Raw genomic sequence first — 22,551 nt, forward strand, 5'->3', positions numbered from 1 at the left:
TTCTCACATTCGCCGCGCCGGCTGTTCTCGACGCACGCCGGCATCGCGTCCGCCGATGGCGGTCAGGCCGTGCACTGACGCCGCTCAATCCCGCCTGCGCCGATTCATTGCCCCCGCACAGTCCCACTTCGGACGTAAAAGCTATCGATAACGATTTGCATCAAGGGGATGTCGGGGGAGACGGGCGATGTCGTTCACGGGGCTGCGGTCGGTCGTCTTGTGTCTTGGCCTGCTCGCCCTGCCCGCGCTTGCGGCGGACAAATCTGTAGCGCCCTATCTCGCGGCAGCTCCGCAGAAGCCGACCTTGCTGCAAATGCTGGCTTCAGCGTTGAAGCCGAAATCGGCGCACGCGGCGTCGTCCGAGCACAGGCCGAGAATCCGCCACGCCACCGCGGCGGTGAGGAAGCAGCCGAAGGCGCCGTCAGCACCTGCCGTGACCGAGGCGCCGGTGGCCGAGCCCACCACGGTCGGCGCCGCCGTGGCGCCACCGGCCCAGCTCTCCGAAGCCGAGCTCGCCGCCAAGGGGCTGGAGCTGTTCAACGACGCGAGCCTCTCCGGCGGCGGCAAGGCGTCCTGCGCGACCTGCCACTTCTCGACCGGGCATACCAACAACAAGACCTATGTCGGCCTCGACGTGGTCGCCGACGGCGATCCCAATGGCCGGAATACGCCGACGCTGTGGGGCGTCGGCGAGCGCGCGGTGTTCGGCTGGGCCGGCCAGGCGCCGACCCTGGAGGACAGCATCCGCGGCATCATCGTCAACCGCATGAAGGGGCCGGAGCCGTCGCCGGAGACCCTGGCGGCGCTGGTCGCCTATGTGCGCACGCTGAACTATCCGGCGAACTGGCAGGTCAAGGGGGACGGCACGCCGAGGGAGGATGCCAGCGCGGCCGTCAGGCGCGGCTATGAGCTCTATATCGGCGACGGCGGTTGCGGCACCTGCCATCAATTGCCGAGCTTCGACAAGAAGAGCAAAGACGACATCGGCACCGGCGGCAAGTTCAAGGTGCCGACCCTGCATGCGGCCGCGTCGACCGCGCCGTATTTCCACGACGGCCGCACGGCGTCGCTGCGCGACGCCGTCAAGCTGATGTGGGAGTTCTATGCCAAGAAGATGGAGACGCGACTGCCGACCGAGGCCGAGCTCGACGATCTCACCGCCTATGTCGGCGCGCTGTAGCGTCCGGCTGAGCTGGGTCGCGCTTCACCGTCATGCCGGGGCGATCGGCAATGCGCAGCCGTGAAGCGGCTGTGCGTCGACGATCGAACCCGGAATCTCGAAGTGATTGGGGATTGAGCGCAAGACAATGTCGAGATTCCGGGTTCAAGGCCTGCGGCCTTGCCCCGGAATGACGGAGTGCATGACAAGTCTGGAAGCAGACGTCAGATATTCGCGCCGAGATCGGCGATGTCGTCGAACAGCACGGATGTCCGCGACAGCAGCGCCTCGAGCTCGTCGGTGGCGTCCGCAATCCCGCGCGTCGCGGTGTCGATCACCAGCTCCGCATCGAGCGGCGGCTCGTAGTCGGTGCCGATGCCGGTGAAGTTCTGCAGATTGCCGGCGCGGGCCTTGGCGTAGTGGCCCTTGGGGTCGCGGCTCTCGCAGATCTCGGCGGCCGTCGCGACGTAGACCTCACGGAACAGGTCGCCGGCGACGCGGCGCGCAGCCGCGCGGTCCTCGCGCGCGGGCGATACCGCGGCGACGATCGCGATGTGGCCGTTGCGGGCGAGATGGGTCGCGACCTCAGCGAGGCGACGGATGTTCTCGGCGCGGTCCTCCGGCGTGAAGCCGAGATCCTTGTTGAGGCCGGCGCGGACGGTGTCGCCGTCGAGCAGCACCGGGGCGCCGCCGCGGCTGAACAGCCGCCGCTCCAGCGCGCGCGCCAGGGTCGACTTGCCGGCGCCGGGCAGGCCGGTCATCCACACGACGGCGCCCTTGTGGCGATAGCGATCGGCGCGCTCCTGCGGCTGCAGCGCCGATTCCACCGGCATGATGTCGACCGGTGCGGCGCGCTTGCCAGCGGCGATCGACAGCACCAGCCCGCCGCCGGCGATGCGGCCCTGCACCTCGATGACGAGACGGCCGGTGCGCGCATTCTCGGTGTAGGGATCGACGGCGACCGGCTGGGTCAGTGCGATCTCGATCTCGCCGACATGGTTGCGCGCGATCGAAGCGTTCTCTTCGTTGGACAGCGAGCCCGGGTCGACCGCCTTCGCGATCGCGACGACGCTGCCGCGCGCCTCGCGGGTGCCGAGCCGGACCAGGATGCTGTCGCCTTTCGACAGCGGCTGGTCGTGCAGCCAGAAGATGCGCGCATGCAGCCGGCGCGCCGCCTGCGGCTCGCGGCCGACATGGGCGATGACGTCGCCGCGCTCGATGAACAGCTCGCGATCGAGCGTGATGCCGACCGAGCGGCCCGCGCCCTGCGCCGTGGTCACCGGGGTCTGCGGCCAGCCCTCGACGGTCCTGATCTTGGCGATCTTGCCGGCGGGCATGATCACGATCTCGTCGCCGGCGCGCAACTCGCCGGCCTCGACGCGGCCGGCGACGATGCGGCGGTCGTCGAACTTGTAGATCGCCTGCACCGGCAGGCGCAGCGGCAGGCTCGACAGCGGCTTGGCCGGCTCCAGCCCGTCGAGCGCCTCGACCACGGTCGGACCGTCGTACCAGCCGATCCGCGAGGTCAGCTCGGCGACGCCGTCGCCGTCGCGCGCGGAGATCGGGATGACGGCGACCGGCTTGACGCCGAGGCCTTCGAGATGCGCCGAGATCTCGGCCTTGATCGCGTCGAAGCGGTCTTCGCCGAAATCGACGCGGTCCATCTTGTTGACGACGACCGCGACCTGCTTCACGCCGAGCAGATGCAGGAGATAGCCGTGGCGGCGGGTCTGGTCGCGCACGCCTTCGAGCGCGTCGATGATCAGCACCGCGCCATCGGCCTGCGAGGCGCCGGTGATCATGTTGCGCAGGAATTCGGCGTGGCCGGGCGCGTCGATCAGCACGACCTCGCGCGCATTGGTGCGGAAGCGGATCTGCGTGGTGTCGATGGTGATGCCCTGGTCGCGCTCGGTCTGCAGCGCGTCGAGCAGGAACGACCATTCGAACGGCATGCCGCGGCGGGCGGAGACGGCCTGCAGCATCTCCAGCTTGCCCTCGGGCAGGCTGCCGGTCTCATGCAGCAGACGGCCGACCAAGGTCGACTTGCCGTGGTCGACATGGCCGACGATCACGATGCGGACCTGCGGACGGGTGGTGCCGTTCGGCGTGGCGGGGACGGCTGACGGGACTCGCATGTTCATCGCCTCGTTCCCCCTCACAGATAGCCGGCGACGCGAAGCCGCTCGAAGGCGTCTTCGGTCTCGTGGTCGAGCGCGCGGCCGGCACGCTCGGGCACCTTGGTGCTTTCGAGTTCGGCGAGAATCTCGGGGATGTTCGAGGCGTTCGACGCGACCGGGAAGGTGATGTCCTGATCGCCGAGCGAGCGATAGCGCTTGCCGTTCTTGGACAGATACAGCGGGATGATCGGAATGTTCTCGCGCGCCGTGTAGGCCCAGATGTCGGCCTCGGTCCAATGCAGGATCGGATGGATGCGCAAGTGAGCGCCCTGCGGCGGCGAGGCGTTGAAGTGATCCCAGAATTCCGGCGGCTGGTCGCGCACATCCCAATGGCCCTCGGCCCCGCGCGGCGAGAACACGCGCTCCTTGGCGCGCGTCGCCTCCTCGTCGCGGCGGATGCCCGCGATCAGGCCGTCGAAGCCATGCTTGGCGAGCGCCATCTTCAAGCCTTCGGTCTTGCGCGCAGCCGAGCGTGCGGCGGGCGGCAGGGTGGGATCGACGGCATCGATCGGCGGGCACGGCTCGACCTTGAGATCGAGGCCCCATTCCTTCGCGTAGGTGTCGCGGAAGGCGTACATCTCGGGAAACTTCTTGGCCGTATCGACATGCATGGCGGGGAACGGCACCCGGCCGAAGAACGCCTTGCGCGCCAGCCAGATCATCACGTTGGAATCTTTTCCCAGCGACCACAGCAGCGCCAGCTTCTTCAGCCGTGCAAAGGCCTCGCGAAGGATGTAGATGCTCTGCGCCTCCAGCTCGTCGAGATGGTCCATCGTCGGTGCGGCGTTGAGGACGCGCGGCATGGAAGATGCTTGCTCGATCTCGGAGGAGGGCAACCGATCTCTGGAAACGTCGTTTGTGAGAATGTGCATGCTATCAGCCATCGCCTGCCTGGGAGAAAATTCTATGGCGGAGCCAAGGAATAATTTTCTCTTTACGTCGTAGGCGGGACACTTATATAGAAAATAATTCCAGTCAACCCCCAAGTGCCGAAGCTGAAGAACGCAATGCAATATCTGCCGGTGTTTCTCGATCTGAAGACCGGCCCCGTGCTGCTGATCGGCGCGGGCGAGCTCGTGCGCGCCAAGCTTCGCGTGTTGCTGTCCGCGGGCGCACGGATCCGCTGGTTCGCCACCGACGGCGACTTCGATCTCGCGGGTCTGCGCGATCAGCACGGCCAGATCGAGCGCGCCGAAGGCGACCCGCTGAGCGCCGATCTCACTGGCGTCATCGCCGTGCTGTGCGCGGGCGCTGGCGACATCGGCGTTGCGATGTCGGCGCGAGCGCGCAGCGTTGGTCTGCCCGTCAACGTGATGGACGACCTCGCGCATTCCAGCTTCATCTTTCCGGCGATCGTCGATCGCGGCGACGTGGTGGTGGCGATCGGCACCGGCGGCTCCTCGCCCGTCGTGGCACGCCGCGTGCGCGAGCGCATCGAGGCGCTGCTGCCGGCGCGGATCGGCGAGCTCGCGAGCTTCATCGGCGACTTCCGCAAGACCATCAACCCGCAGATCGCCGAGATGACGCTGCGCCGCCGCTTCTGGGAGCGCATCGTCGACGGCCCGATCGGTGCACTGGTGCTGGCGGGCCGCAAGCAGGAAGCGGAGGCGGCGCTGCATGGCATTGCCGATCCCACGGCGTTTGCGGGCGCCGATCATGCCGGCCGCAGCAACGGCCATGTGACCTTGGTCGGCGCCGGTCCCGGCGATCCCGACCTGCTGACGATCAAGGCGCTGCGCGCGCTGCAGGACGCGGATGTCGTGTTCTACGACGAGCTGGTCACGCCTGAGATTCTCGACCGCATCCGCCGCGATGCCTCGCGCGTGCCGGTCGGCCGCCGCGTCGGCAAGCCCGGCATTGGCCAGGACGCTGTGAACAGGCTGCTGATCGAAGCGGCACGCGAGGGCAAGCGCGCGGTCAGGCTGAAAGGCGGCGACTCCTACGTGTTCGGCCGTGGCGGCGAGGAGGTCGATGCGCTGCGCAAGGCGGGCGTGTCCTACACGATCGTGCCCGGCATCACCGCCGGCCTCGGCGCCGCCGCGCAGTTCGAGGTGCCGCTGACCTTCCGCAGCAAGGCGCTGCGCATCACCTTCCTCACCGCGCACAAGGAGCGCGATGCCGAGGCGGTCGACTGGTCGGTGCTGACTGACACCAAGATGACCGTCGTCGTCTACATGGGCATGACCGCGGCGCCGGCGGTGCGCGCAGGGCTCCTCGCGGCGGGCCGCTCGCCGCAGACGCCGGTCGGTGTGTTCGCGAAGGTGACGCGCCCCGATGCGCAGGCGGCGGTCGGCACGCTCGATCAGTTGCCGGATCTCGTCGGCCAAATCGATGGCGGTCCGGCCATCCTCATCATCGGTGACGTCGTGGCGCACTCCGCGCCGTGGCGTCAGCAGACTATCAGTGGCGTGATCGCACAACTCCTGGAACCCGTCTGAATGACCTCCCCGCTGCAACAGAAGATCAAGATCACCGGTCCCTCGATCATCACCGCGAACCGGACCTGGGATGGCGCGGTGATCTACCGCACCGGCACCAAGAGCTGGTCGGATGAGCTCTCCGATGCGGCGATCGTCCGCACCGCCGACGAGGCGCGCGCCCTGCTGTCGGAAGCGGTGGCCGACGATCTCGGTGCGATCGGTCCCTACATCGCGCCGGTCGAGGTGGGCGCCGACGGTGCGGTCAAGCCCGGCAATATGCGCGAACACATCCGGCTCACGGGCGCCTCCATCGCGCTCCCGGCTCAAGTCTGAAGGCCTGTCATGTACGCTTATGACGAAATCGACCGTACCTTGGTCAACGAGCGCGTCGCCGAATTCCGCGACCAGGTGAAGCGGCGCCTGTCGGGCGAATTGTCCGAGGACGAGTTCAAGATGCTGCGGCTGCAGAACGGCGTCTATCTGCAGCTCCACGCCTACATGTATCGCATCGCCATCCCCTACGGCACGCTAGCGTCGAACCAGCTCCGCCGGCTGGCCCATGTCGCGCGCCGCTACGACCGCGGCTACGGTCACTTCACGACGCGGCAGAACATCCAGTTCAACTGGATCAAGCTCGCCGAGCTGCCGGATGCGATGGCCGACCTCGCCGAGGTCGGCATCCAGTCGATGCAGACCTCCGGCAACAACATGCGCAACGTCACCTCGGATCAGTGGGCGGGCGTCGCGCCGGGCGAGGTCGAGGATCCCAGGATCTGGGCGGAGCTGCTGCGCCAGTTCACCACGCTTCACCCGGAATTCTCGTTCCTGCCGCGCAAGTTCAAGATCGCGATCACGGCGTCCGACCACGACCGCGCCGCGATCAAGATCCATGACATCGGCCTGCGTCTCAAGAAGAACGAGCAGGGCGAAACCGGCTTCGAGGTGCTGGTCGGCGGCGGCCTCGGCCGCACGCCGTTCATCGCCAAGACCATCAAGCCGTTCGTTCACGGCCACGACATCCTCAGCTATGTCGAGGCGATCCTGCGCGTCTACAACCAGTACGGCCGCCGCGACAACATCTACAAGGCGCGCATCAAGATCCTGGTGCATGAGCTCGGCATCGAGAAGTTCGCCGCCGAGGTCGAGGAGGAGTGGCAGCAGATCCGCGACGGCGTGCTCAAGCTCGATCAGGGGATCATCGAGGACATCCGCTCGCGCTTCTTCTATCCGGCCTACGAGACGCTGCCGCACATGCCGGACGAGCTGAAGCAGGCGGCGCACGATCCGAAGTTCGAGGCATGGCGCAAGAACTCGGTCTTCCCGCACAAGGTGCAGGGCTATGCCATCGTGACCGTGTCGCTGAAGCCCATAGGCAAGCCGCCTGGCGATGCGACCGCCGACCAGATGGATGCGCTGGCCGACATCGCCGACAAATACTCGTTCGGCGAGATCCGCGTCGGGCATGAGCAGAACCTGGCGCTGCCGCACGTCCGCAAGCGCGACCTGCCGGCGGTGTGGAAGGCGCTCGAGGCCATTGGCCTCGCGATCCCCAACGTCAACCTCGTGTCCGACATCATCGCCTGTCCGGGCCTGGACTACTGCTCGCTGGCGAACGCGCGCTCGATCCCGATCGCGCAGGAGATCACGCGCCGCTTCGCCAATCACGACACGGCGAACCTGATCGGCCGGCTGCACATCAACATCTCCGGCTGCATCAATGCCTGCGGCCACCACCATGTCGGCCACATCGGCATCCTCGGCGTCGAGAAGAACAACGAGGAATTCTATCAGATCACGATCGGCGGCCGCGCCGACGAGGGCGCCGTGCTCGGCACCCTGATCGGACCCGCGGTGCCCTATGCCGAAGTGGCCGATGTCGTCGAGGACATCGTCGAAGCCTATCTTGCGCTGCGCGCGAGCCCCGAGGAGCTGTTCGTCGACACGGTGAAGCGGCTCGGGGTCGAACCATTCAGGGAGCGGGTCTATGCCACTCGTTAAGGGCGGACACATCATCGCGGACACGTTCGTCCGCCTCACCGACGATGTCGAGCCGCCGGCGCAGGGCGCGATCCTCGTCTCGGAGACGCGCTTCCTCGCCGGCCCCGACGCGCTGGTCGGCCACGCCACCGGCAAGCTCGGCGTGATCTGGCCGAACAATCGCGACGTCGACGATCTCGTGCCGTATCTCGATCGGCTCGCGCTGGTCGCGCTGGTGTTTCCGAGTTTTCGCGACGGCCGCGCCTACACCCAGGCGCGCCTGCTGCGCGAGCGCCATGGCTTCCGCGGCGAGCTGCGCGCGACCGGGCAGGTGCTGCGTGACCAGTTCGTGTTCATGCTGCGCGCCGGCTTCGACGCCTTCGAGGTCAAGAAGCAGGCGGATGCCGAGGCCTTCACCGAGACCGTGAAGCGCTATTCGGTGTTCTACCAGCCGACCGGCGACGGCCGGATCTCGGCGCTGCATCAGCGCCTGCAACTGCGCCATTCGGAGAGTGCCGGGCTGTGAGCACGCTGGCTGCATCGCCTTCCGTTGCGGAGATCCCGGTCGCGGCGCTCGACGCCGCGCTGCGCACCGCCGCGCCGCATGAGGTCATTGCCGCTGCTCTCGCGGCGATCGGTCGCGAGCGGCTGGCGGTGGTGTCGTCGTTTGGAACGGAGTCGGCCGCGCTCCTGAAGGTGACGTCCGATGTCGATCCGGCGATCCCGGTGATCTTCCTCGACACCGGGCACATGTTCGCGGAGACGCTGGCCTATCGCGACCGGCTCATCGAGATCCTCGGCCTGCAAGACGTGCGCTCGATGAAGCCGGACGCCGCCACGCTCGAGCGCGAGGACGCCGGCAACGATCTATGGTTCTCCGATCCCGACGCCTGCTGCCGCATCCGCAAAGTCGAACCGCTGGCACGCGCGCTGGCGCCGTTCGCCGCCTGGATCAATGGCCGCAAGCGTTTCCAGGGCGGCTTGCGGGCGGCGATCCCGGTCGTCGAGCAGGACGGCGTGCGGGTGAAATTCAATCCGTTCGCCAATGTGACCCGCGAGGAGATCGCGGCGATCTACCGCTCTGCCAATCTGCCGCAGCATCCGCTGGTCGCCGCCGGCTTCCGTTCGATCGGATGCATGCCCTGCACAAGCCGCGCCGACTCCGGCGAGGACGAGCGGGCCGGCCGTTGGCGCGGTCGCGACAAGACCGAATGCGGCATCCACACGGTCGCGACCTCGACGGTGTAGTTCGAAACTCACCGGCCGGCTGACCTGGCAGCCCATGACGACATTGTGCCGCGGCAAGAACAGCTATCCCAACGCCGAGCGCTTCGTAGCAAAATGCCTATGTCCGGCCGGAAACAAGAAAATCCGGTTCCGTTGACTCCGACGTGAACATTTGGCGATCTGCAGTGCGCGCCTGCAACATTGCGGGCGGTGAATGGAACGGAGAGCTTGGATGAAGATGCGACGTCTTCTGGCAGCGGTCGCAGGCCTGGCATGGGCAGGATCGGCCCATGCCGCGGACATCAGTCTGCTCAACGTCTCCTATGACCCGACCCGCGAGCTCTACGTCGAGTTCAACAAGGCGTTTTCAGCCGCGTATCAGAAGGAGACCGGCAAGAGCGTCGAGGTCAAGCAGTCGCATGGCGGCTCCGGCGCGCAGGCCCGCAGCGTCATCGACGGGCTGCAGGCCGACGTCGTGACCCTGGCGCTCGCCTATGACATCGACGCGATCGCGGGCAAGGGTCTGCTCGACAAGGATTGGCAAAAGCGACTGCCGCAGAATGCCTCGCCCTACACCTCGACCATCGTTTTCCTGGTGCGCAAAGGCAATCCCAAGGGCATCAAGGACTGGGACGACCTGCTCAAGAAGGGCGTCGACGTCATCACGCCCAATCCGAAGACATCCGGCGGCGCGCGCTGGAACTATCTGGCCGCCTGGGGCTATGCGCTGAAGAAGTTCGGCTCGGCCGACAAGGCCAAGCAGTTCGTCGGCGACCTCTATCAGCACGTCCCTGTGCTCGACACCGGCGCCCGCGGCGCCACCGTGACCTTCGTGGAGCGCGGTGTCGGCGACGTCCTGCTCGCCTGGGAGAACGAGGCGCATCTGGCCCTGCGTGAGTTCGGCAAGGACAAGTTCGAGATCGTCGCGCCGCAGCTGTCAATCCTGGCCGAACCGCCAGTTGCGGTGGTCGACTCGGTGGCCGACAAAAAGGGCACGCGAAGTGTGGCTGAATCCTACCTGAAATACTGGTATACAAAGGAAGGTCAGGAAATTGCCGCACGCAACTCCTACCGTCCGCGTGATCCCGAGGTGGCCAAGAAGTACGAGGCTGCCTTCGCCAAGGTCGAGCTGTTCACCATCGACGAGGTGTTCGGCGGCTGGACCAAGGCCCAGAAGGACCATTTTGCGGAAGGCGGAATCTTCGATCAAATCTACAAGAATTGATCGAATCAGAAGGAACAAGTTGGTGACCGCCGATCTGATACGGCTTCGAGACAACAAGGCAAGAAGCTGGCGTTGCGGCGATCTGCGATATCGCGCATGAGACGCGGTCCCCGGTCTCGATTGCCGAGACGAGGCTGGGGGCGGCGGGCGTACACCACAATCGATTCAAGCCCATCGACACCGATCATCAACGGACCAGGCCTTTTTTTGAACGTACTTGCACCACGTCGCAGCACCTTGCCAGGCTTTGGTCTCACCATGGGGCTGACGCTGACCTGGCTGTCGCTGATCGTCCTGATTCCACTGGCGGGACTGTTCGTTCGCTCGACCGATCTCAGCCTGGAGCAGTTCTGGGGCATCGTCACCAGCCGTCGCACCTTGAGCGCGCTGAAGATCTCGTTCGGGCTCGCCTTCGCCGCCGCCTGCGTCAATCTGGTGATGGGCACCATCGTCGTCTGGGCGCTGGTGCGCTACCGCTTTCCCGGGCGCCGCCTGTTCGACGCCATCGTCGACGTGCCGTTCGCGCTGCCGACGGCGGTGGCGGGCGTGGCGTTGACGGCGCTGTTCGCACAGAAGGGCTGGCTCGGCGCGCCGCTCGCCGCAATGGGCATCAAGGTGGCGTTCACGCCGCTCGGCATCTTCGTTGCGATGATCTTCATCGGCATCCCCTTTGTCGTCCGCACCGTGCAGCCGGTGCTGATCGATCTCGATCCGGAGATCGAGGAGGCGGCAGCGAGCCTCGGCGCCGGCCGCTGGCAGATCGTGGCCCGCGTGATCCTGCCGAGCCTGACGCCGGCGCTGCTCACCGGCTTCGCACTCGCTTTTGCGCGCGCGGTCGGCGAGTACGGATCGGTGATCTTCATCGCGGGCAATCTGCCGAACGTCTCCGAGATCGCGCCGCTGCTGATCGTGATCCGGCTGTCCGAATTCCGCTACGCCGATGCCACCGCGATCGCGGTGGTGATGCTGGTCGTGGCGTTCCTGATCATCTTTGCCGTGAACCGGTTGCAGCGCTGGGCGCAGAGCCGGGCGCCCTTGAACTAGGACCCGACATGAGCGTGGAGATGACCCTGCAGGCGCCATCCGTGGCATCGTCCGCGGCCAGCCCGCACGTCGCGCAGGCCGGCCGCCCCGATCCGCGCACCGAGCCGCGCCTGGTCCGCATCGTCATCACGACGCTGGCGTTGGCGTTCCTGTCGGTGTTCGTGGTGCTGCCGCTGATCGTCGTGTTCGTGGAAGCGTTCGGCAAGGGCATCGCGGCCTATTTCACCGCGCTTGCCGACGCCGAGGCGTGGGCCGCGATCCGCCTGACGCTGCTGGTGGCGCTGGTCTCGGTCGGAACCAATCTCGTGTTCGGCCTGTGCGCCGCCTGGGCGATCGCCAAGTTCGACTTTCCGGGCAAGACGTTCCTGATCACCCTGATCGATCTGCCGTTCTCGGTGAGCCCGGTGATATCGGGCCTCGTGTTCGTGCTGCTGTTCGGCGCGCAGGGGTTCTTCGGCCCGTGGATGCAGAGCCATGGCCTGCAGATCCTGTTCGCCTTTCCCGGCATCGCGTTGGCGACCGTGTTCGTGACCTTCCCGTTCGTGGCGCGCGCGCTGATCCCGCTGATGCAGGAGCAGGGCACGCAGGAGGAGGAGGCGGCGATCTCGCTCGGCGCGTCCGGCCTGCAGACGTTCTTCCGCGTCACGCTGCCGAACATCAAATGGGGCGTGCTGTATGGCGTGCTGCTCTGCAACGCGCGCGCGATGGGCGAGTTCGGCGCCGTCTCGGTCGTGTCCGGCCATATCCGCGGCGAGACCAATACGATGCCGCTGCTGGTCGAGATCCTCTACAACGAATACCAGATGGTCGCCTCGTTCGCGATCGCCTCGCTCTTGGCGATGCTCGCGCTGATCACGCTGGTCGTCAAAACCGTCCTCGAACGGCAACTCGATGAGGGAGGTCCGCGTGACCATTGAAGTCAGGGGTGTCGTCAAGACGTTCGGCACGTTCAAGGCCCTCGACGGCGTCGATCTCAAGGTCGCCGACGGCGAATTGCTGGCGCTGCTGGGCCCGTCCGGGTCGGGCAAGACGACCTTGCTGCGGATCATCGCCGGGCTGGAGTGGCCCGATTCCGGCGAGATCCTGTTCGACGGCGAGAGCGCGCTCGATCGCGGCGCGCGCGAGCGTCACGTCGGCTTCGTGTTTCAGCACTACGCGCTGTTCCGGCACATGAACGTGTTCGAGAACGTCGCCTTTGGCCTGCGCGTGCAGCCGCGCCGCATCCGCAAGAGCGAGGCTGAGATCCGCGCGCGCGTGAAGGAGCTGCTCGACCTCGTCCAGCTCGACTGGCTCGCCGATCGCTATCCGAGCCAGCTCTCCGGCGGCCAGCGCCAGCGCATCGCGCTGGCGCGCGCGCTCGCCATCCAGCCGCGCATCCTCCTGCTCGACGAGCCGTTCGGCGCGCTCGACGCCAAGGTGCGCAAGGAGCTGCGGCAATGGCTGCGCACCCTGCATCACTCGATCAACGTCACCTCGATCTTCGTGACGCATGATCAGGAGGAGGCACTCGAGGTCGCGCACCGCGTCGTGGTGATGGACAAGGGCCGCATCGAGCAGGTCGGCTCGCCGAGCGACGTCTATGACAGCCCGGCGACCGCGTTCGTGCACGGCTTCATCGGCGAGTCGATCATGCTGCCGGTCGAGATCGCCAGCGGCGCGGTACATCTCAACGGGCGGCCGCTGGACCTGGCTGCGGAGGGCGTGGCCGCGGGCGCCTCGACCTTGTTCGTGCGCCGGCACGACATGCTGATCGGCCCCGCGGACAGCGGCACGCTGCACGGCGCCGTCACCCACGTCCGCAGCTTCGGCCCGGTGCAGCGCGCCGAGATCGCGCTGACTGAAGGCTCGACCATCGAGATCGACGCCCCCCGTGACCGCGAGCTCCGGATCGGCGACCGCATCGGCCTGAAGCCGCGGCATTATCGGATTTTCGCGGCCGGGTAGGGGCTGCTCGGGCTCGTCCCGGCTCTCTGCCAAACATGCGGTGTCGTCCCGGACAAGCCCGGCAACGCGAAAGCGTTGGCGGGCGCTGATTCGGGACCCATGCGCCGTGAAGCTTGCTTGAGGCACGCCGGAGCGGCATCGGGTCTCACCACGACCGCTGCGGAGTATGGATCCCGGCTCAAGGCCGGGACGACACCGAGGGCGTCGTTCCGTTCCTGGCTTGACCGAACTGCTCCTATGGTTGACGAACGGTTGCCGGCAGGAATGGCCGCAATTGTCGCGACGGAACTTACCGCCGATTCACCTTTCAGCCACGGTTGATGTGCAACAACCCGCCTCTCGCATCGGCATAGGGATTGGTTCATTGAAGCGTCTGGCTCTCGCTCTCTCCATTGCATTCCTGCTCGCCGGCTGTGCGGCCGAGACGCCGGTCGTGCAGGCGCCGACCATGTATGCCGATATGGCGGTCGCGGGCGCCAAGCTCGATGCGGTGGCTGCGGCGACGATGATCTCGCAATACCGCCAGAACAACGGGCTCGGCACGGTCGAGGTCGACCCCGAGCTGATGCGGCTGGCGGAATCGCAGTCGCAGGCGATGGCCGACAAGAACAAGCTCGATCATGACGTGCGCGCCCCGCTGGCGAAGCGCCTGACGGGTGCCGGCTATGACGCTGTCGTCGCGGTCGAGAACGTGTCGGCCGGCTATCACACGCTGGCGGAAGCGTTTTCCGGCTGGCGTGACTCGCCGCCGCATCGCGCCAACATGCTCAAGAGCGGTGTCACAAAAATAGGCATCGCAGCGAGCTATGCTCCGAACACCAAGTACAAAGTGTTCTGGACCATGATCCTGGCCGCGCCGGACGGCAAGAAGCCCTCCTGACAGGCTGGGCTGCCGCCGCCCTGCGCAGGCCGCGTGCGCATGGCTCGCGCGCGAGTCAGGCCGGCCTAGCCCTTGGGGTGGATTGACGTCACCGCGAAGTGACGCCACGGTGGCGCCTTGCTTTGCTAATGACCGCGGTAATGACGCAACATCCATTTCCCCCGCTGCCTGCAACCCCCGCCGAATCGCAACGCGTGCTCGTCCTGCAGGGCGGCGGCGCGCTCGGCTCCTATCAGGCCGGCGCCTATCAGGCACTGTGCCATTTCGATTTCGAACCGGAATGGGTCGCCGGTATCTCGATCGGCGCCATCAATGCCGCGATCATCGCCGGCAACGACCGGGAGAAACGCATTGGCCGTCTCAAGGAATTTTGGGAGATGGTGTCGTCGCCGGTGCCGTGGAAGCCGCTGCTCAATGGCGATCATCACCGCTCGGCCTTCAACGAAGTCAGCGCCGGGCTGATCGCGGCGTTCGGCGTGCCCGGCTTCTTCACGCCGCGCTTCCCACCGGCGCCGCTGTGGCCGTCAGGCACGCTGCAATCGGTCAGCTATTACGACACCGCGCCGCTCAAGCGGACCCTGGAACGGCTGGTCGATTTCGACCGCATCAACGATCTGAAGACGCGGCTCTCCGTCGGAGCCGTCGGCGTCACCACCGGCAACTTCACCTATTTCGACAATGTCGAATTCAGGAAGCAGGGCAAGCGGATCGGGCCCGAGCACATCATGGCGTCGGGCGCGCTGCCGCCCGGCTTCCCGCCGGTCGAGATCGACGGCGAGCACTATTGGGACGGCGGCATCGCCTCCAACACGCCGCTGGACTACGTGCTCGATACCGAGACCGATCGTGATCTCCTGATCTTCCAGGTCGATCTGTTCTCCGCGCGCGGCGATCTGCCGCGGACGCTGCTGGAGGCCGCCGAGCGCGAGAAGGACATCCGCTATTCCAGCCGGACGCGGATGAACACCGACAAGAACCGCATGATCCACAACACGCGCAAGGCGCTGCGCGAGCTCTATGCCAAGCTGCCCGACGAGCTGCGCAACGATCCCTCGCTCGAGATCCTGTGCAAGGCGGCGCAGGAAAACACCGTCACGGTGGTGCACCTGATCTATCGCAGCAAGAACTACGAGACGTCCTCCAAGGACTACGATTTTTCCCATGTCGCGATGGTCGAGCATTGGGAAGCGGGCGTGCGCGATGTCCACCAGTCGATGCGCCACAAGGACTGGCTGGAGCGGCCGCAGTCCGGCGAGACCATGGTCACCTACGATCTCACGCAGGACGGCAGTCTCGCTGCCGCCAAGAAGGAGTGAAGCAATGACGACGAATCTGAAGGGCAAGACCGCGGTCGTGACCGGCTCGACCAGCGGCATCGGGCTGGCCTATGCGCGCGCCTTCGCGTCCGCCGGCGCGAACATCGTGCTCAACGGTTTCGGCGCGCCAGCCGACATCGAGAAGGAGCGTGCGGCGATCGAGAGCGACTTCAAGGTCAAGGCCGTGCACTCGCCGGCCGACATGAGCAAGCCGGCCGAGATCGCCGGCATGATCGCGCTCGGCGAGACCACGTTCGGCTCGGTCGACATCCTCGTCAACAATGCCGGCATCCAGTTCGTCTCGCCGGTCGAAGACTTCCCGCCGGAGAAGTGGGAGCAGATCATCGCGATCAACCTGTCGTCCGCGTTCTACGGCATCCGCGCCGCGGTGCCCGGCATGAAGAAGCGCGGCTGGGGCCGCATCATCAACACGGCGTCCGCGCATTCGCTGGTCGCCTCGCCGTTCAAGTCGGCCTATGTCTCGGCCAAGCACGGCATCGCCGGCCTCACCAAGACCGTGGCGCTCGAGCTCGCGACCTTCAAGATCACCTGCAACTGCATCTCGCCGGGCTATGTGTGGACGCCGCTGGTGGAGAAGCAGATTCCGGACACCATGAAGGCGCGCAACCTCACCAAGGAACAGGTCATCAACGACGTGCTGCTCGCGGCGCAGCCGACCAAGGAGTTCGTGACCTCCGAGCAGGTCGCGGCGCTGGCGCTGTTCCTGTGCGGCGACGATGCGGCGCAGATCACCGGCACCAACCTCTCGATCGACGGCGGTTGGACGGCGGCGTAACGATCGCAGGAGCGCTGAACAAGGCACCAGTTTCGCGCCGAGGCGGGTTTCGCTTCGGCGCGGTCCATTCTACAAGCGTGCGTTTCCACGACCAGCGCACGGACCCCCACCTTGCTGACCACGATCATCGGCCTCGGCGCCGCCATCTGCACCACGAGCTCGTTCCTGCCGCAGGTCGTCAAGGCCTGGCGGTCGCGCTCGACCCATGACATCTCGATGGGCATGTTCGTTCTGCAGACCACCGGCAACTCGATGTGGCTGCTCTACGGCGCGTTGATCAGCGACCTGCCGCTGGTCGTCGCCAACGCGATCACGCTCGGCCTGGTGGCCGCGATCCTCGGCCTGAAGCTGCGCTACGGCTAGGAAACCTCAGCCGATCAGCTGCGGCGGGCGAACACGTTCGCGGTGGTGGACGCGACGCTCTGGCCCGGCGGCAGCACGACCACGGTCGATCCGAGCTGGACGTGGTTGTAGAGGTCGGCGACGTCGGTATTGGTCATGCGGATGCAGCCTGACGAGATCGCCTGGCCGATATATTCGGGCTGGTTGGTGCCGTGGATGCGGTACAGGGTGTCCTTGTTGCCCTCGTACAGATAGATGGCGCGGGCGCCGAGCGGATTCGCCGGGCCGCCGGCGACGCGCTTCGGATACGGCCCGAGGCGCGCCTGGATGTCGGCGGTGGGAACCCAGTCCGGCCATTCCGCGAGCTTGCCGACGGTGGCGACGCCGGAGAAGGCCATCGCCTCTTCGCCGACGGCGACGCCGTAGCGGATCGCCTTGCGGTCGGGCAGCACGTAGTACAGGAAGCGCGCATCGGTATCGACGACGATCGTGCCCGGCTGTTCCTGCCGGGTGTAGTCGACCATGTGGCGCTGGAACTGTTGCGGGATCTGCGCCTCGGCATAGGGCGCGTGCGCCAGCAACTGACGGTCGCGGGGCGTCAACGCCGCGTCTGACGTCGGCGACAGCGTCGCTTCCATGCAGCCGGCCAGCATCACGGTTCCGGCCAGCGATAGTGCGACCCCCAGTCTCGACATCTCATTCTCCCCCAGCGCGCATTCAAATCATGTGCCCGGAGGATCGCGCCAATATCAAGGCGTTGCACCCAACACTTGCGTGATCGCCGGGCGAGACGAGGTGTGGCGGCGCGACGCTCGCAGTTCCGCCAAGGCGAGGCCAAGATGACGCAACAGATGCGTCAATATGGTTTCCTCAAGATGCCTTGCCGAAGGCGAGGACATGCAGCCCGAGCCGCTGCTTGACGATCCGGAACAGCAGCACGGTCTCGAAGGCCAGCGACAGCGAGGTCGCCGCCGCGGCGCCGTGGCCGCCGAACTGCGGCACCAGCAGGATGCAGAGCACGAGGTTCATGACGAAGGCCGCCGCATAGGCCATGGCGCAGGCGCGCTGCTGGCCCAGCATGTTGAGCAGCCGCTCCACCGGTCCGATCGCGGCGCGTACGACGAGCCCGATTGCGGCGATGAACATGATGTCGTAGCCGGCGGTGAACTGTGCGCCGAACAGAAACAGCAGCGGCTTGCCGAGCGCGAGCAGCACCAGCGTCGCCGCGAGCGACGGCCAGAACGTCCACTTGATCGCATGCGCGACATAGGCCGACAGCCGCGCCTTGTCGCCGAGCGCGTGGTATTCGGCGAAGCGATGCGCCGTCGTCGCCGACATCGCGTAGTGGATGAACGACACCAGCGCGAGCGTCTTCACCACCGCGAAATAGATGCCGACCTCCTCGGAAGAGCGGAATTGCTGCAGCACCAGCACGTCGGTGTAGGACAGCAGCAGATAGAAGCTCTCGACCAAGAGGATCGGCAGCGAGATCGCGAGCCAGCCGCGGAGATCATATTGTTTGGGACCTGGCTCGACGTGGCCGCGGAGCCGGTTGTTCAGCACCAGCATTTGGCCGAGCATCGCAAGCCACACCGCGGCCGCGCTCGCGGCCATCGCAGCGGTGGCGCCGAGATCGAGACCGAGCACGAAGGCGCCCGCCGTGAAGCCGATGATCAGCGTCTGGCGGATGATGAATTGCGGCATCAGGCCGAGCGTCATCCAGTCGTGCGAGCGGGCGATGCCGTCCTGGGTGTTGGCGACGACGAAGGCTGGCAAGGTGAGGCAGCCGATGTAGAGCGGCATGCGCTCGCCGGCGTCGATCCAGGGCGACAGCAGCGCGATCAGGCCGGCGAGCAGCAGCGCCGCAGCGGTGGACGTCGCCAGCGTCAGCCAGCGTCCGCCGGAGAGGAAGCCGCGCAGCAGCGCCTGCTGGCCCGCGGTGCGGTAGTCCGGAATGATCTTCTGCGCCGAGGAGGCGATGCCGACATCCAGCATGCTGCCGAGCAGCAGCACCCAGGTCCAGACATAGACATAGGTGCCGTAGTCCGAGCCACCCATCCAGCGCGCGAGCAGGATCTGGCTGAGATAGGCGAGGCCCGCGCTGAGCACGCGGATCAGGAAGATGGTGCCGGCCAGGCGGCGCGTCAGCGATGCCTCGCCGCTGCCGCCGAGCACAGCCAGGCGCGCCTTCAGGCGGGCCGCGAGGCCGCTCGATGCGGGGGCGTTGCGGGCATCCATCACAGCCACGGCGGGGTCCGGCTCCACGGCCGCGCGGATGGCGGCGATGGTGCTTCCCTATCAACGCAACGTTAAGATTGAGTTGGGCCGGCGCCGCGCCGGTCGCGCGGCGCTACAGCCGTCACGGCAGAGTGAAGTTGAACTCGTAAGACTTGTCGGGGCCGACCAGCGTGAATTTCAGGGCAGCGCCGTCCGGCTTCACGCCCGGCGGAACGCCGTCGAGCTCGAAGGCGAAGCGCTTGATGCCCGGCATGCCGCTGTCGCGCACGGTCGGGATCGGCAGTGCCCAGTCAGGCGTCGGCCCCTCGACATAGAGCTGGACGCCGCGCGGATCGGCGACGGCGACGTCGACGACGACGTCCTTCGGGCCGTCGCGCTTGACGTCGCGGATCGTCAAGGGAATGGCGTCGCCGACAGTGGCCGGCTTCGGCACGGTGTCGAGGGCCGCCGAGAGCGCCGTATCCTCGGTGCTGGCGACGCTGGTGAAGGCGAGCTCGGCCTTTGCCTCGACGGGAATGCAGATCTTCTCGCAGACCGCGTAGCTGACGTCGGCGCGCAGGGTCATCGGCTTGTCGGGGTTCTTGGCGACGATGCGCAGCGGCAGCACGACCTGATCATGATAGCCGAGCGAGTGCCCGCCGGCGCCGTCGTCGAACTTTGTCGGCGCAGGCCACAGAACCGTCACCGCTTCGACGTTCTCCGACTTGGAAAAGTCGAACCGCGGCGGCACGCCGGAATCGCCGGGCGTTCGCCAATAGGTCTTCCATCCCGGCTGCAGCGCGAAGGCGATGCCGCCCAGCATGACCGGACCGCTGCGCGAGCCCGCGAGCAGGCGCACCGCGGAGTGGCTGTCGCGCTGCCAGGGCGAGGAATCCTGCGCCTGCGCGCCGAACGCAAGGCAGGATGATACGACGGTCGCGACGAGCAGTGTGGCAGAGTGGTGAGGAACCAAGGCGGACATGAGACGTCTTTAGAGTGCGGTTCGGGCGCAAACCATTGAAATGCTTGTGAGCAGATTTCCTCGCGAGGACCTGAACCTTGATTGACAGATGCGCATCCCAATATCAGGATATCGATGATCATGAGAGTCCTTGCGGATGAATCCTGAGGCAAAAAGGCTGGGCGACATTCGCCGCAAAGTGACAGGGATCGGGGATCACACCTCTCACGGTGGTTACCTCGACGGTCAGCTGCTGGTTGCGATGCCCGTGATGGGCGATTCCCGTTTCGAGCGCTCGGTGATCTATCTCTGCGCGCATTCGGCCGAGGGCGCCATGGGTATCATGGTGAACCGGCCGGCGGGCAGCATCGACTTCCCTCAGCTCCTGATGCAACTGAATATCATCGAGAAGAGCGATCAGATCAGCCTGCCCGACAGCGCCGAGACGATGAAGGTGCTGAGCGGCGGCCCGGTCGATACCGGGCGCGGCTTCGTGCTGCATTCGAGCGACTACTTCATCGCCAACGCGACCTTGAAGATCAACGACGGCGTCTGCCTGACGACGACCATCGACATCCTCAAGGCGATCGCCAAGGGCGACGGTCCGAAGCACGCGATCCTCGCGCTCGGCTATGCCGGCTGGCGCGCCGGCCAGTTGGAGGAAGAGATCCAGGACAATGGCTGGCTGCATTGCGACGCCGATCCGGAGCTGATCTTCGGCGACAATGTCGACGCCAAATACGATCTCGCGCTGCGCAAGATCGGCATTGATCCCGGCATGCTGTCCAACGCCGCCGGGCACGCATAGGCCTTATCGTCCGGTTGGAGCTCCCGTGCTCGCTGGGATCAGAGAAGGCTCAATGGGGCGCTCTGCCTCTCCGCCGTCATTGCGAGCGCAGCGACTTGTCCGCCGAAGCTTGGAGAGCGTAGGCGGAAGCAATCCCGAATGTCCACCGCGGATGCTGTCTGGATTGCCTCTGCGCTTCGCTCCTCGCAATGACGACATGGAGAGGGATGAGGGCGCGCATCTCTGCTGAAGGCAGAACTACTCCGCCGCCTGCTGCGCGACCGTCGGTTCGGTGCCGGCCACCGTGGCGCGGCGCATGTCGCGCGGTTGCGACTGATCGTAGCGGCGCACGCGATGCATGGTCTGCCTGTTGTCCCACATGATCAGGTCGTGCAGCGTCCATTTGTGGACGTAGACGAACTCGGGCTGCGTGGCATGCTCGGTGAGGTCGCGCAGCAGCAGCCGGCCTTCCGGCATGCTCATGCCGATGATGGCGCCGGCATGCGACGACAGATACAGCGACTTGCGGCCATGGGCAGGATGAGTGCGGACCAGCCGCTGCCTGACCGGCTTGAACATCTCCTTCTCCTCGTCCGTGTAGTCGAGGAAGCCGAGCGCGCCGCGCGAATACATCAGCGAATGTTCGCAGACGAGATCCTCGATCTCGGCCTTGATCTCCTGGTCGAGCGCGTCGTAGGCGGCGCGCATGTCGGCGAATTCGGTGTTGCCGCCCTTCGGGTTCACGATCCGCGCCGAGAGGATCGAGTATTTCGCCGGGATCGGCCGGAACGAGCTGTCGGAGTGCCACAGGCAGTTGCCGAGATTGAACAGATGCGTGCGATGGTCTGATGGCAGCGGCTTGCCATCCTTGCCGAGATTGGAGACGTCGTTGAGGCCGGTGGTGAGGCGGTAATCCTCCTTCTTGGTGACGGTGCCGCCGCGCGCCTGCTCGCGGTCGCCGAAGCTGAGCGCGAAGGCGAGCTGCTGCTCGTCGGTGACGTCCTGATCGTGAAATACGAGAACGGCGTAGTGATCGATCGCGGCCTGCAACTGCGCGACCTCGTCCCGAGCGAGAGGCTTTCGCAGATCGACACCGGATACTTCGCCGACGAAATGCCGATGCAACTGCCGGATGGCGATCGCCATGGTCTCCTCCTCGCGTCCTCATCAGGGCGGACTCCTGTCCGCTTCTTCTGATGGAAGAGGCTACGCCGGCGATGCGCGAAGTCAACGCAAGGCGCGGATCGCCGACCGCACGGCTGTCATGCCGGCGCGTCAGACGTCATGCATTGCGGGCCATCAGCCCGCCGTCCACGGGGATCACCGCTCCGGTGAGGAACGAGGCCGCCGGCAGGCACAGGCTCAAGGTCATGTGCGCGACTTCTTCGGGATCGCCGTAGCGGCCAAGCGCGGTGCGGCGCCGTGCATAGACCGCCTTCTGCTCATCTGGAATGCGCGCGGTCATCGCCGTGGTGATCGGGCCCGGACAGATGCAGTTGACGGTGATGCGATCGCGGCCGAGCTCGACCGCGAGCGAGCGCGTCAATCCGGTCACCCCGGCCTTTGCAGCCGAATAGGCGCTGTGCCGCGCGGTTGCGCCGAGCGCCTCGGTCGAAGCGATGTTGACGATGCGCGGGCTGTTCGAGCGGCGCAGATGCGGCAGCGCGGCACGGATGACGCGCTGCTGCGCCGTCAGCATGATGGCAAGCCCTCTTGCCCAGGCCTCGTCGTAGGCTTCGTCGTCGATAGCGACATGCACCGAGATGCCGGCATTGTTGACGATGACGTCGAGCCCGCCGAAATGCGTCGCAGCATCGCCGACGACGGCCGCGATGGCGTTGCGGTCGACGAGGTCGAGCCGCCAGGCGCGCGCCGTTCCGCCGCTGGCCTCGATGTCTGCCGCCACCGCGCGGGCCGCGTCCTCATCGACATCGGTGACTGCGACCCTGGCGCCTTCATCGGCGAACACGCGCGCGGTCGCGCGCCCCATCCCCGACGCGGCGCCGGTGATCAGGACGGTCAATCCCTTGACCGAGCGGCTGAGTTGCCTGTGCTGGTGCATATTTGCGGCTCACGGAA

At 66.2% G+C, this 22,551-nt stretch carries 22 protein-coding genes; 15 read left to right on the plus strand and 7 right to left on the minus strand.

Annotated elements, in window-relative coordinates; translation table 11 throughout:
• The first annotated feature begins 187 nt into the window (after positions 1-187).
• Positions 188-1,180, plus strand: coding sequence for a cytochrome-c peroxidase (locus ACQR0W_RS16915; protein ID WP_316169495.1), 993 nt, complete (start codon positions 188-190; stop codon positions 1,178-1,180).
• A 203-nt stretch (positions 1,181-1,383) separates the two neighbouring features.
• Here the strand turns inward: ACQR0W_RS16915 and cysC are convergent, their stop codons facing one another.
• Positions 1,384-3,300, minus strand: a complete 1,917-nt coding sequence (gene cysC, locus ACQR0W_RS16920) for an adenylyl-sulfate kinase (RefSeq protein WP_316169494.1) — start codon at positions 3,298-3,300, stop codon at positions 1,384-1,386.
• Between the two features lie 14 nt (positions 3,301-3,314).
• Entirely contained in the window at positions 3,315-4,139 is an 825-nt protein-coding gene (gene cysD / locus ACQR0W_RS16925; RefSeq protein ID WP_315713855.1) for a sulfate adenylyltransferase subunit CysD, read from the minus strand.
• 204 nt (positions 4,140-4,343) lie between these two features.
• On the opposite strand from cysD, the gene cysG reads away from it, so the two are divergent.
• The 13 genes from cysG (at position 4,344) to ACQR0W_RS16990 (ending at position 16,528) form a co-directional block, all read left to right on the plus strand.
• The gene (cysG, locus tag ACQR0W_RS16930; RefSeq protein WP_316169493.1) at positions 4,344-5,774 is read left to right on the plus strand and encodes a siroheme synthase CysG; all 1,431 of its coding nucleotides are present in this window, start codon (positions 4,344-4,346) and stop codon (positions 5,772-5,774) included.
• Positions 5,775-6,089, plus strand: a complete 315-nt coding sequence (locus ACQR0W_RS16935) for a DUF2849 domain-containing protein (RefSeq protein ID WP_315713857.1) — start codon at positions 5,775-5,777, stop codon at positions 6,087-6,089.
• A gap of 9 nt (positions 6,090-6,098) precedes the next feature.
• A complete protein-coding gene (locus tag ACQR0W_RS16940; protein WP_316165798.1) occupies positions 6,099-7,754 on the plus strand; it encodes a nitrite/sulfite reductase in 1,656 nt (551 codons plus the stop codon).
• Entirely contained in the window at positions 7,741-8,259 is a 519-nt protein-coding gene (locus ACQR0W_RS16945; protein WP_316169492.1) for a DUF934 domain-containing protein, read from the plus strand. The genes ACQR0W_RS16940 and ACQR0W_RS16945 overlap by 14 nt, the downstream gene beginning before the upstream one ends.
• Positions 8,256-8,981, plus strand: a complete 726-nt coding sequence (locus tag ACQR0W_RS16950) for a phosphoadenylyl-sulfate reductase (protein ID WP_316169491.1) — start codon at positions 8,256-8,258, stop codon at positions 8,979-8,981. Before ACQR0W_RS16945 ends, ACQR0W_RS16950 begins: the two co-directional genes overlap by 4 nt.
• A 211-nt stretch (positions 8,982-9,192) precedes the next feature.
• Entirely contained in the window at positions 9,193-10,185 is a 993-nt protein-coding gene (locus ACQR0W_RS16955) for a sulfate ABC transporter substrate-binding protein (RefSeq protein WP_316165795.1), read from the plus strand.
• Positions 10,186-10,392: 207 nt separating this feature from the next.
• Complete coding sequence (gene cysT, locus ACQR0W_RS16960; RefSeq protein ID WP_315713861.1) at positions 10,393-11,229, plus strand: sulfate ABC transporter permease subunit CysT; 837 nt, start codon at positions 10,393-10,395, stop codon at positions 11,227-11,229.
• 8 nt (positions 11,230-11,237) lie between these two features.
• Positions 11,238-12,146, plus strand: coding sequence for a sulfate ABC transporter permease subunit CysW (cysW, locus tag ACQR0W_RS16965; protein ID WP_316165794.1), 909 nt, complete (start codon positions 11,238-11,240; stop codon positions 12,144-12,146).
• Positions 12,136-13,173, plus strand: coding sequence for a sulfate/molybdate ABC transporter ATP-binding protein (locus tag ACQR0W_RS16970; RefSeq protein ID WP_316169490.1), 1,038 nt, complete (start codon positions 12,136-12,138; stop codon positions 13,171-13,173). Before cysW ends, ACQR0W_RS16970 begins: the two co-directional genes overlap by 11 nt.
• 364 nt (positions 13,174-13,537) lie before the next feature.
• Positions 13,538-14,053 carry a CAP domain-containing protein gene (locus ACQR0W_RS16975; RefSeq protein WP_315714371.1) on the plus strand — a complete coding sequence of 172 codons (516 nt, stop codon included), beginning with the start codon at positions 13,538-13,540 and terminating at the stop codon, positions 14,051-14,053.
• A 140-nt stretch (positions 14,054-14,193) separates the two neighbouring features.
• Complete coding sequence (locus tag ACQR0W_RS16980; protein WP_316159343.1) at positions 14,194-15,369, plus strand: patatin-like phospholipase family protein; 1,176 nt, start codon at positions 14,194-14,196, stop codon at positions 15,367-15,369.
• Positions 15,370-15,373: 4 nt separating this feature from the next.
• Positions 15,374-16,165, plus strand: coding sequence for a 3-hydroxybutyrate dehydrogenase (locus ACQR0W_RS16985; RefSeq protein WP_172134430.1), 792 nt, complete (start codon positions 15,374-15,376; stop codon positions 16,163-16,165).
• 111 nt (positions 16,166-16,276) lie between these two features.
• Positions 16,277-16,528: a SemiSWEET transporter gene (locus tag ACQR0W_RS16990; protein ID WP_316169489.1), complete on the plus strand. Its 252-nt coding sequence runs from the start codon at positions 16,277-16,279 to the stop codon at positions 16,526-16,528.
• A gap of 14 nt (positions 16,529-16,542) precedes the next feature.
• Here the strand turns inward: ACQR0W_RS16990 and ACQR0W_RS16995 are convergent, their stop codons facing one another.
• The 3 genes from ACQR0W_RS16995 to ACQR0W_RS17005 all read right to left on the minus strand — a co-directional run bounded on the left by ACQR0W_RS16995 (position 16,543) and on the right by ACQR0W_RS17005 (position 19,706).
• On the minus strand, positions 16,543-17,202 hold the full coding sequence (locus ACQR0W_RS16995; protein WP_315713867.1) for a L,D-transpeptidase: 660 nt from the start codon (positions 17,200-17,202) through the stop codon (positions 16,543-16,545).
• Positions 17,203-17,377: 175 nt separating this feature from the next.
• Positions 17,378-18,754, minus strand: coding sequence for a lipopolysaccharide biosynthesis protein (locus ACQR0W_RS17000; RefSeq protein ID WP_316169488.1), 1,377 nt, complete (start codon positions 18,752-18,754; stop codon positions 17,378-17,380).
• A gap of 112 nt (positions 18,755-18,866) precedes the next feature.
• Positions 18,867-19,706, minus strand: a complete 840-nt coding sequence (locus ACQR0W_RS17005; protein WP_315713869.1) for a protein-disulfide reductase DsbD domain-containing protein — start codon at positions 19,704-19,706, stop codon at positions 18,867-18,869.
• Positions 19,707-19,842: 136 nt separating this feature from the next.
• On the opposite strand from ACQR0W_RS17005, the gene ACQR0W_RS17010 reads away from it, so the two are divergent.
• Positions 19,843-20,493 (plus strand): YqgE/AlgH family protein, encoded by a 651-nt coding sequence (locus ACQR0W_RS17010; protein WP_315713870.1) that lies wholly within the window; start codon positions 19,843-19,845, stop codon positions 20,491-20,493.
• Positions 20,494-20,730: 237 nt separating this feature from the next.
• Here ACQR0W_RS17010 and ACQR0W_RS17015 read toward each other — a convergent pair whose 3' ends face one another.
• Both ACQR0W_RS17015 and ACQR0W_RS17020 read right to left on the minus strand, forming a co-directional pair.
• Positions 20,731-21,618 (minus strand): TauD/TfdA dioxygenase family protein, encoded by an 888-nt coding sequence (locus ACQR0W_RS17015; protein WP_316169487.1) that lies wholly within the window; start codon positions 21,616-21,618, stop codon positions 20,731-20,733.
• Positions 21,619-21,754: 136 nt separating this feature from the next.
• Positions 21,755-22,534, minus strand: coding sequence for an SDR family NAD(P)-dependent oxidoreductase (locus ACQR0W_RS17020; RefSeq protein ID WP_315713872.1), 780 nt, complete (start codon positions 22,532-22,534; stop codon positions 21,755-21,757).
• Positions 22,535-22,551: the final 17 nt, after the last annotated feature.

Source organism: Bradyrhizobium sp. HKCCYLRH1034 (genome assembly GCF_051168375.1).
Taxonomy (GTDB): Bacteria; Pseudomonadota; Alphaproteobacteria; order Rhizobiales; family Xanthobacteraceae; genus Bradyrhizobium.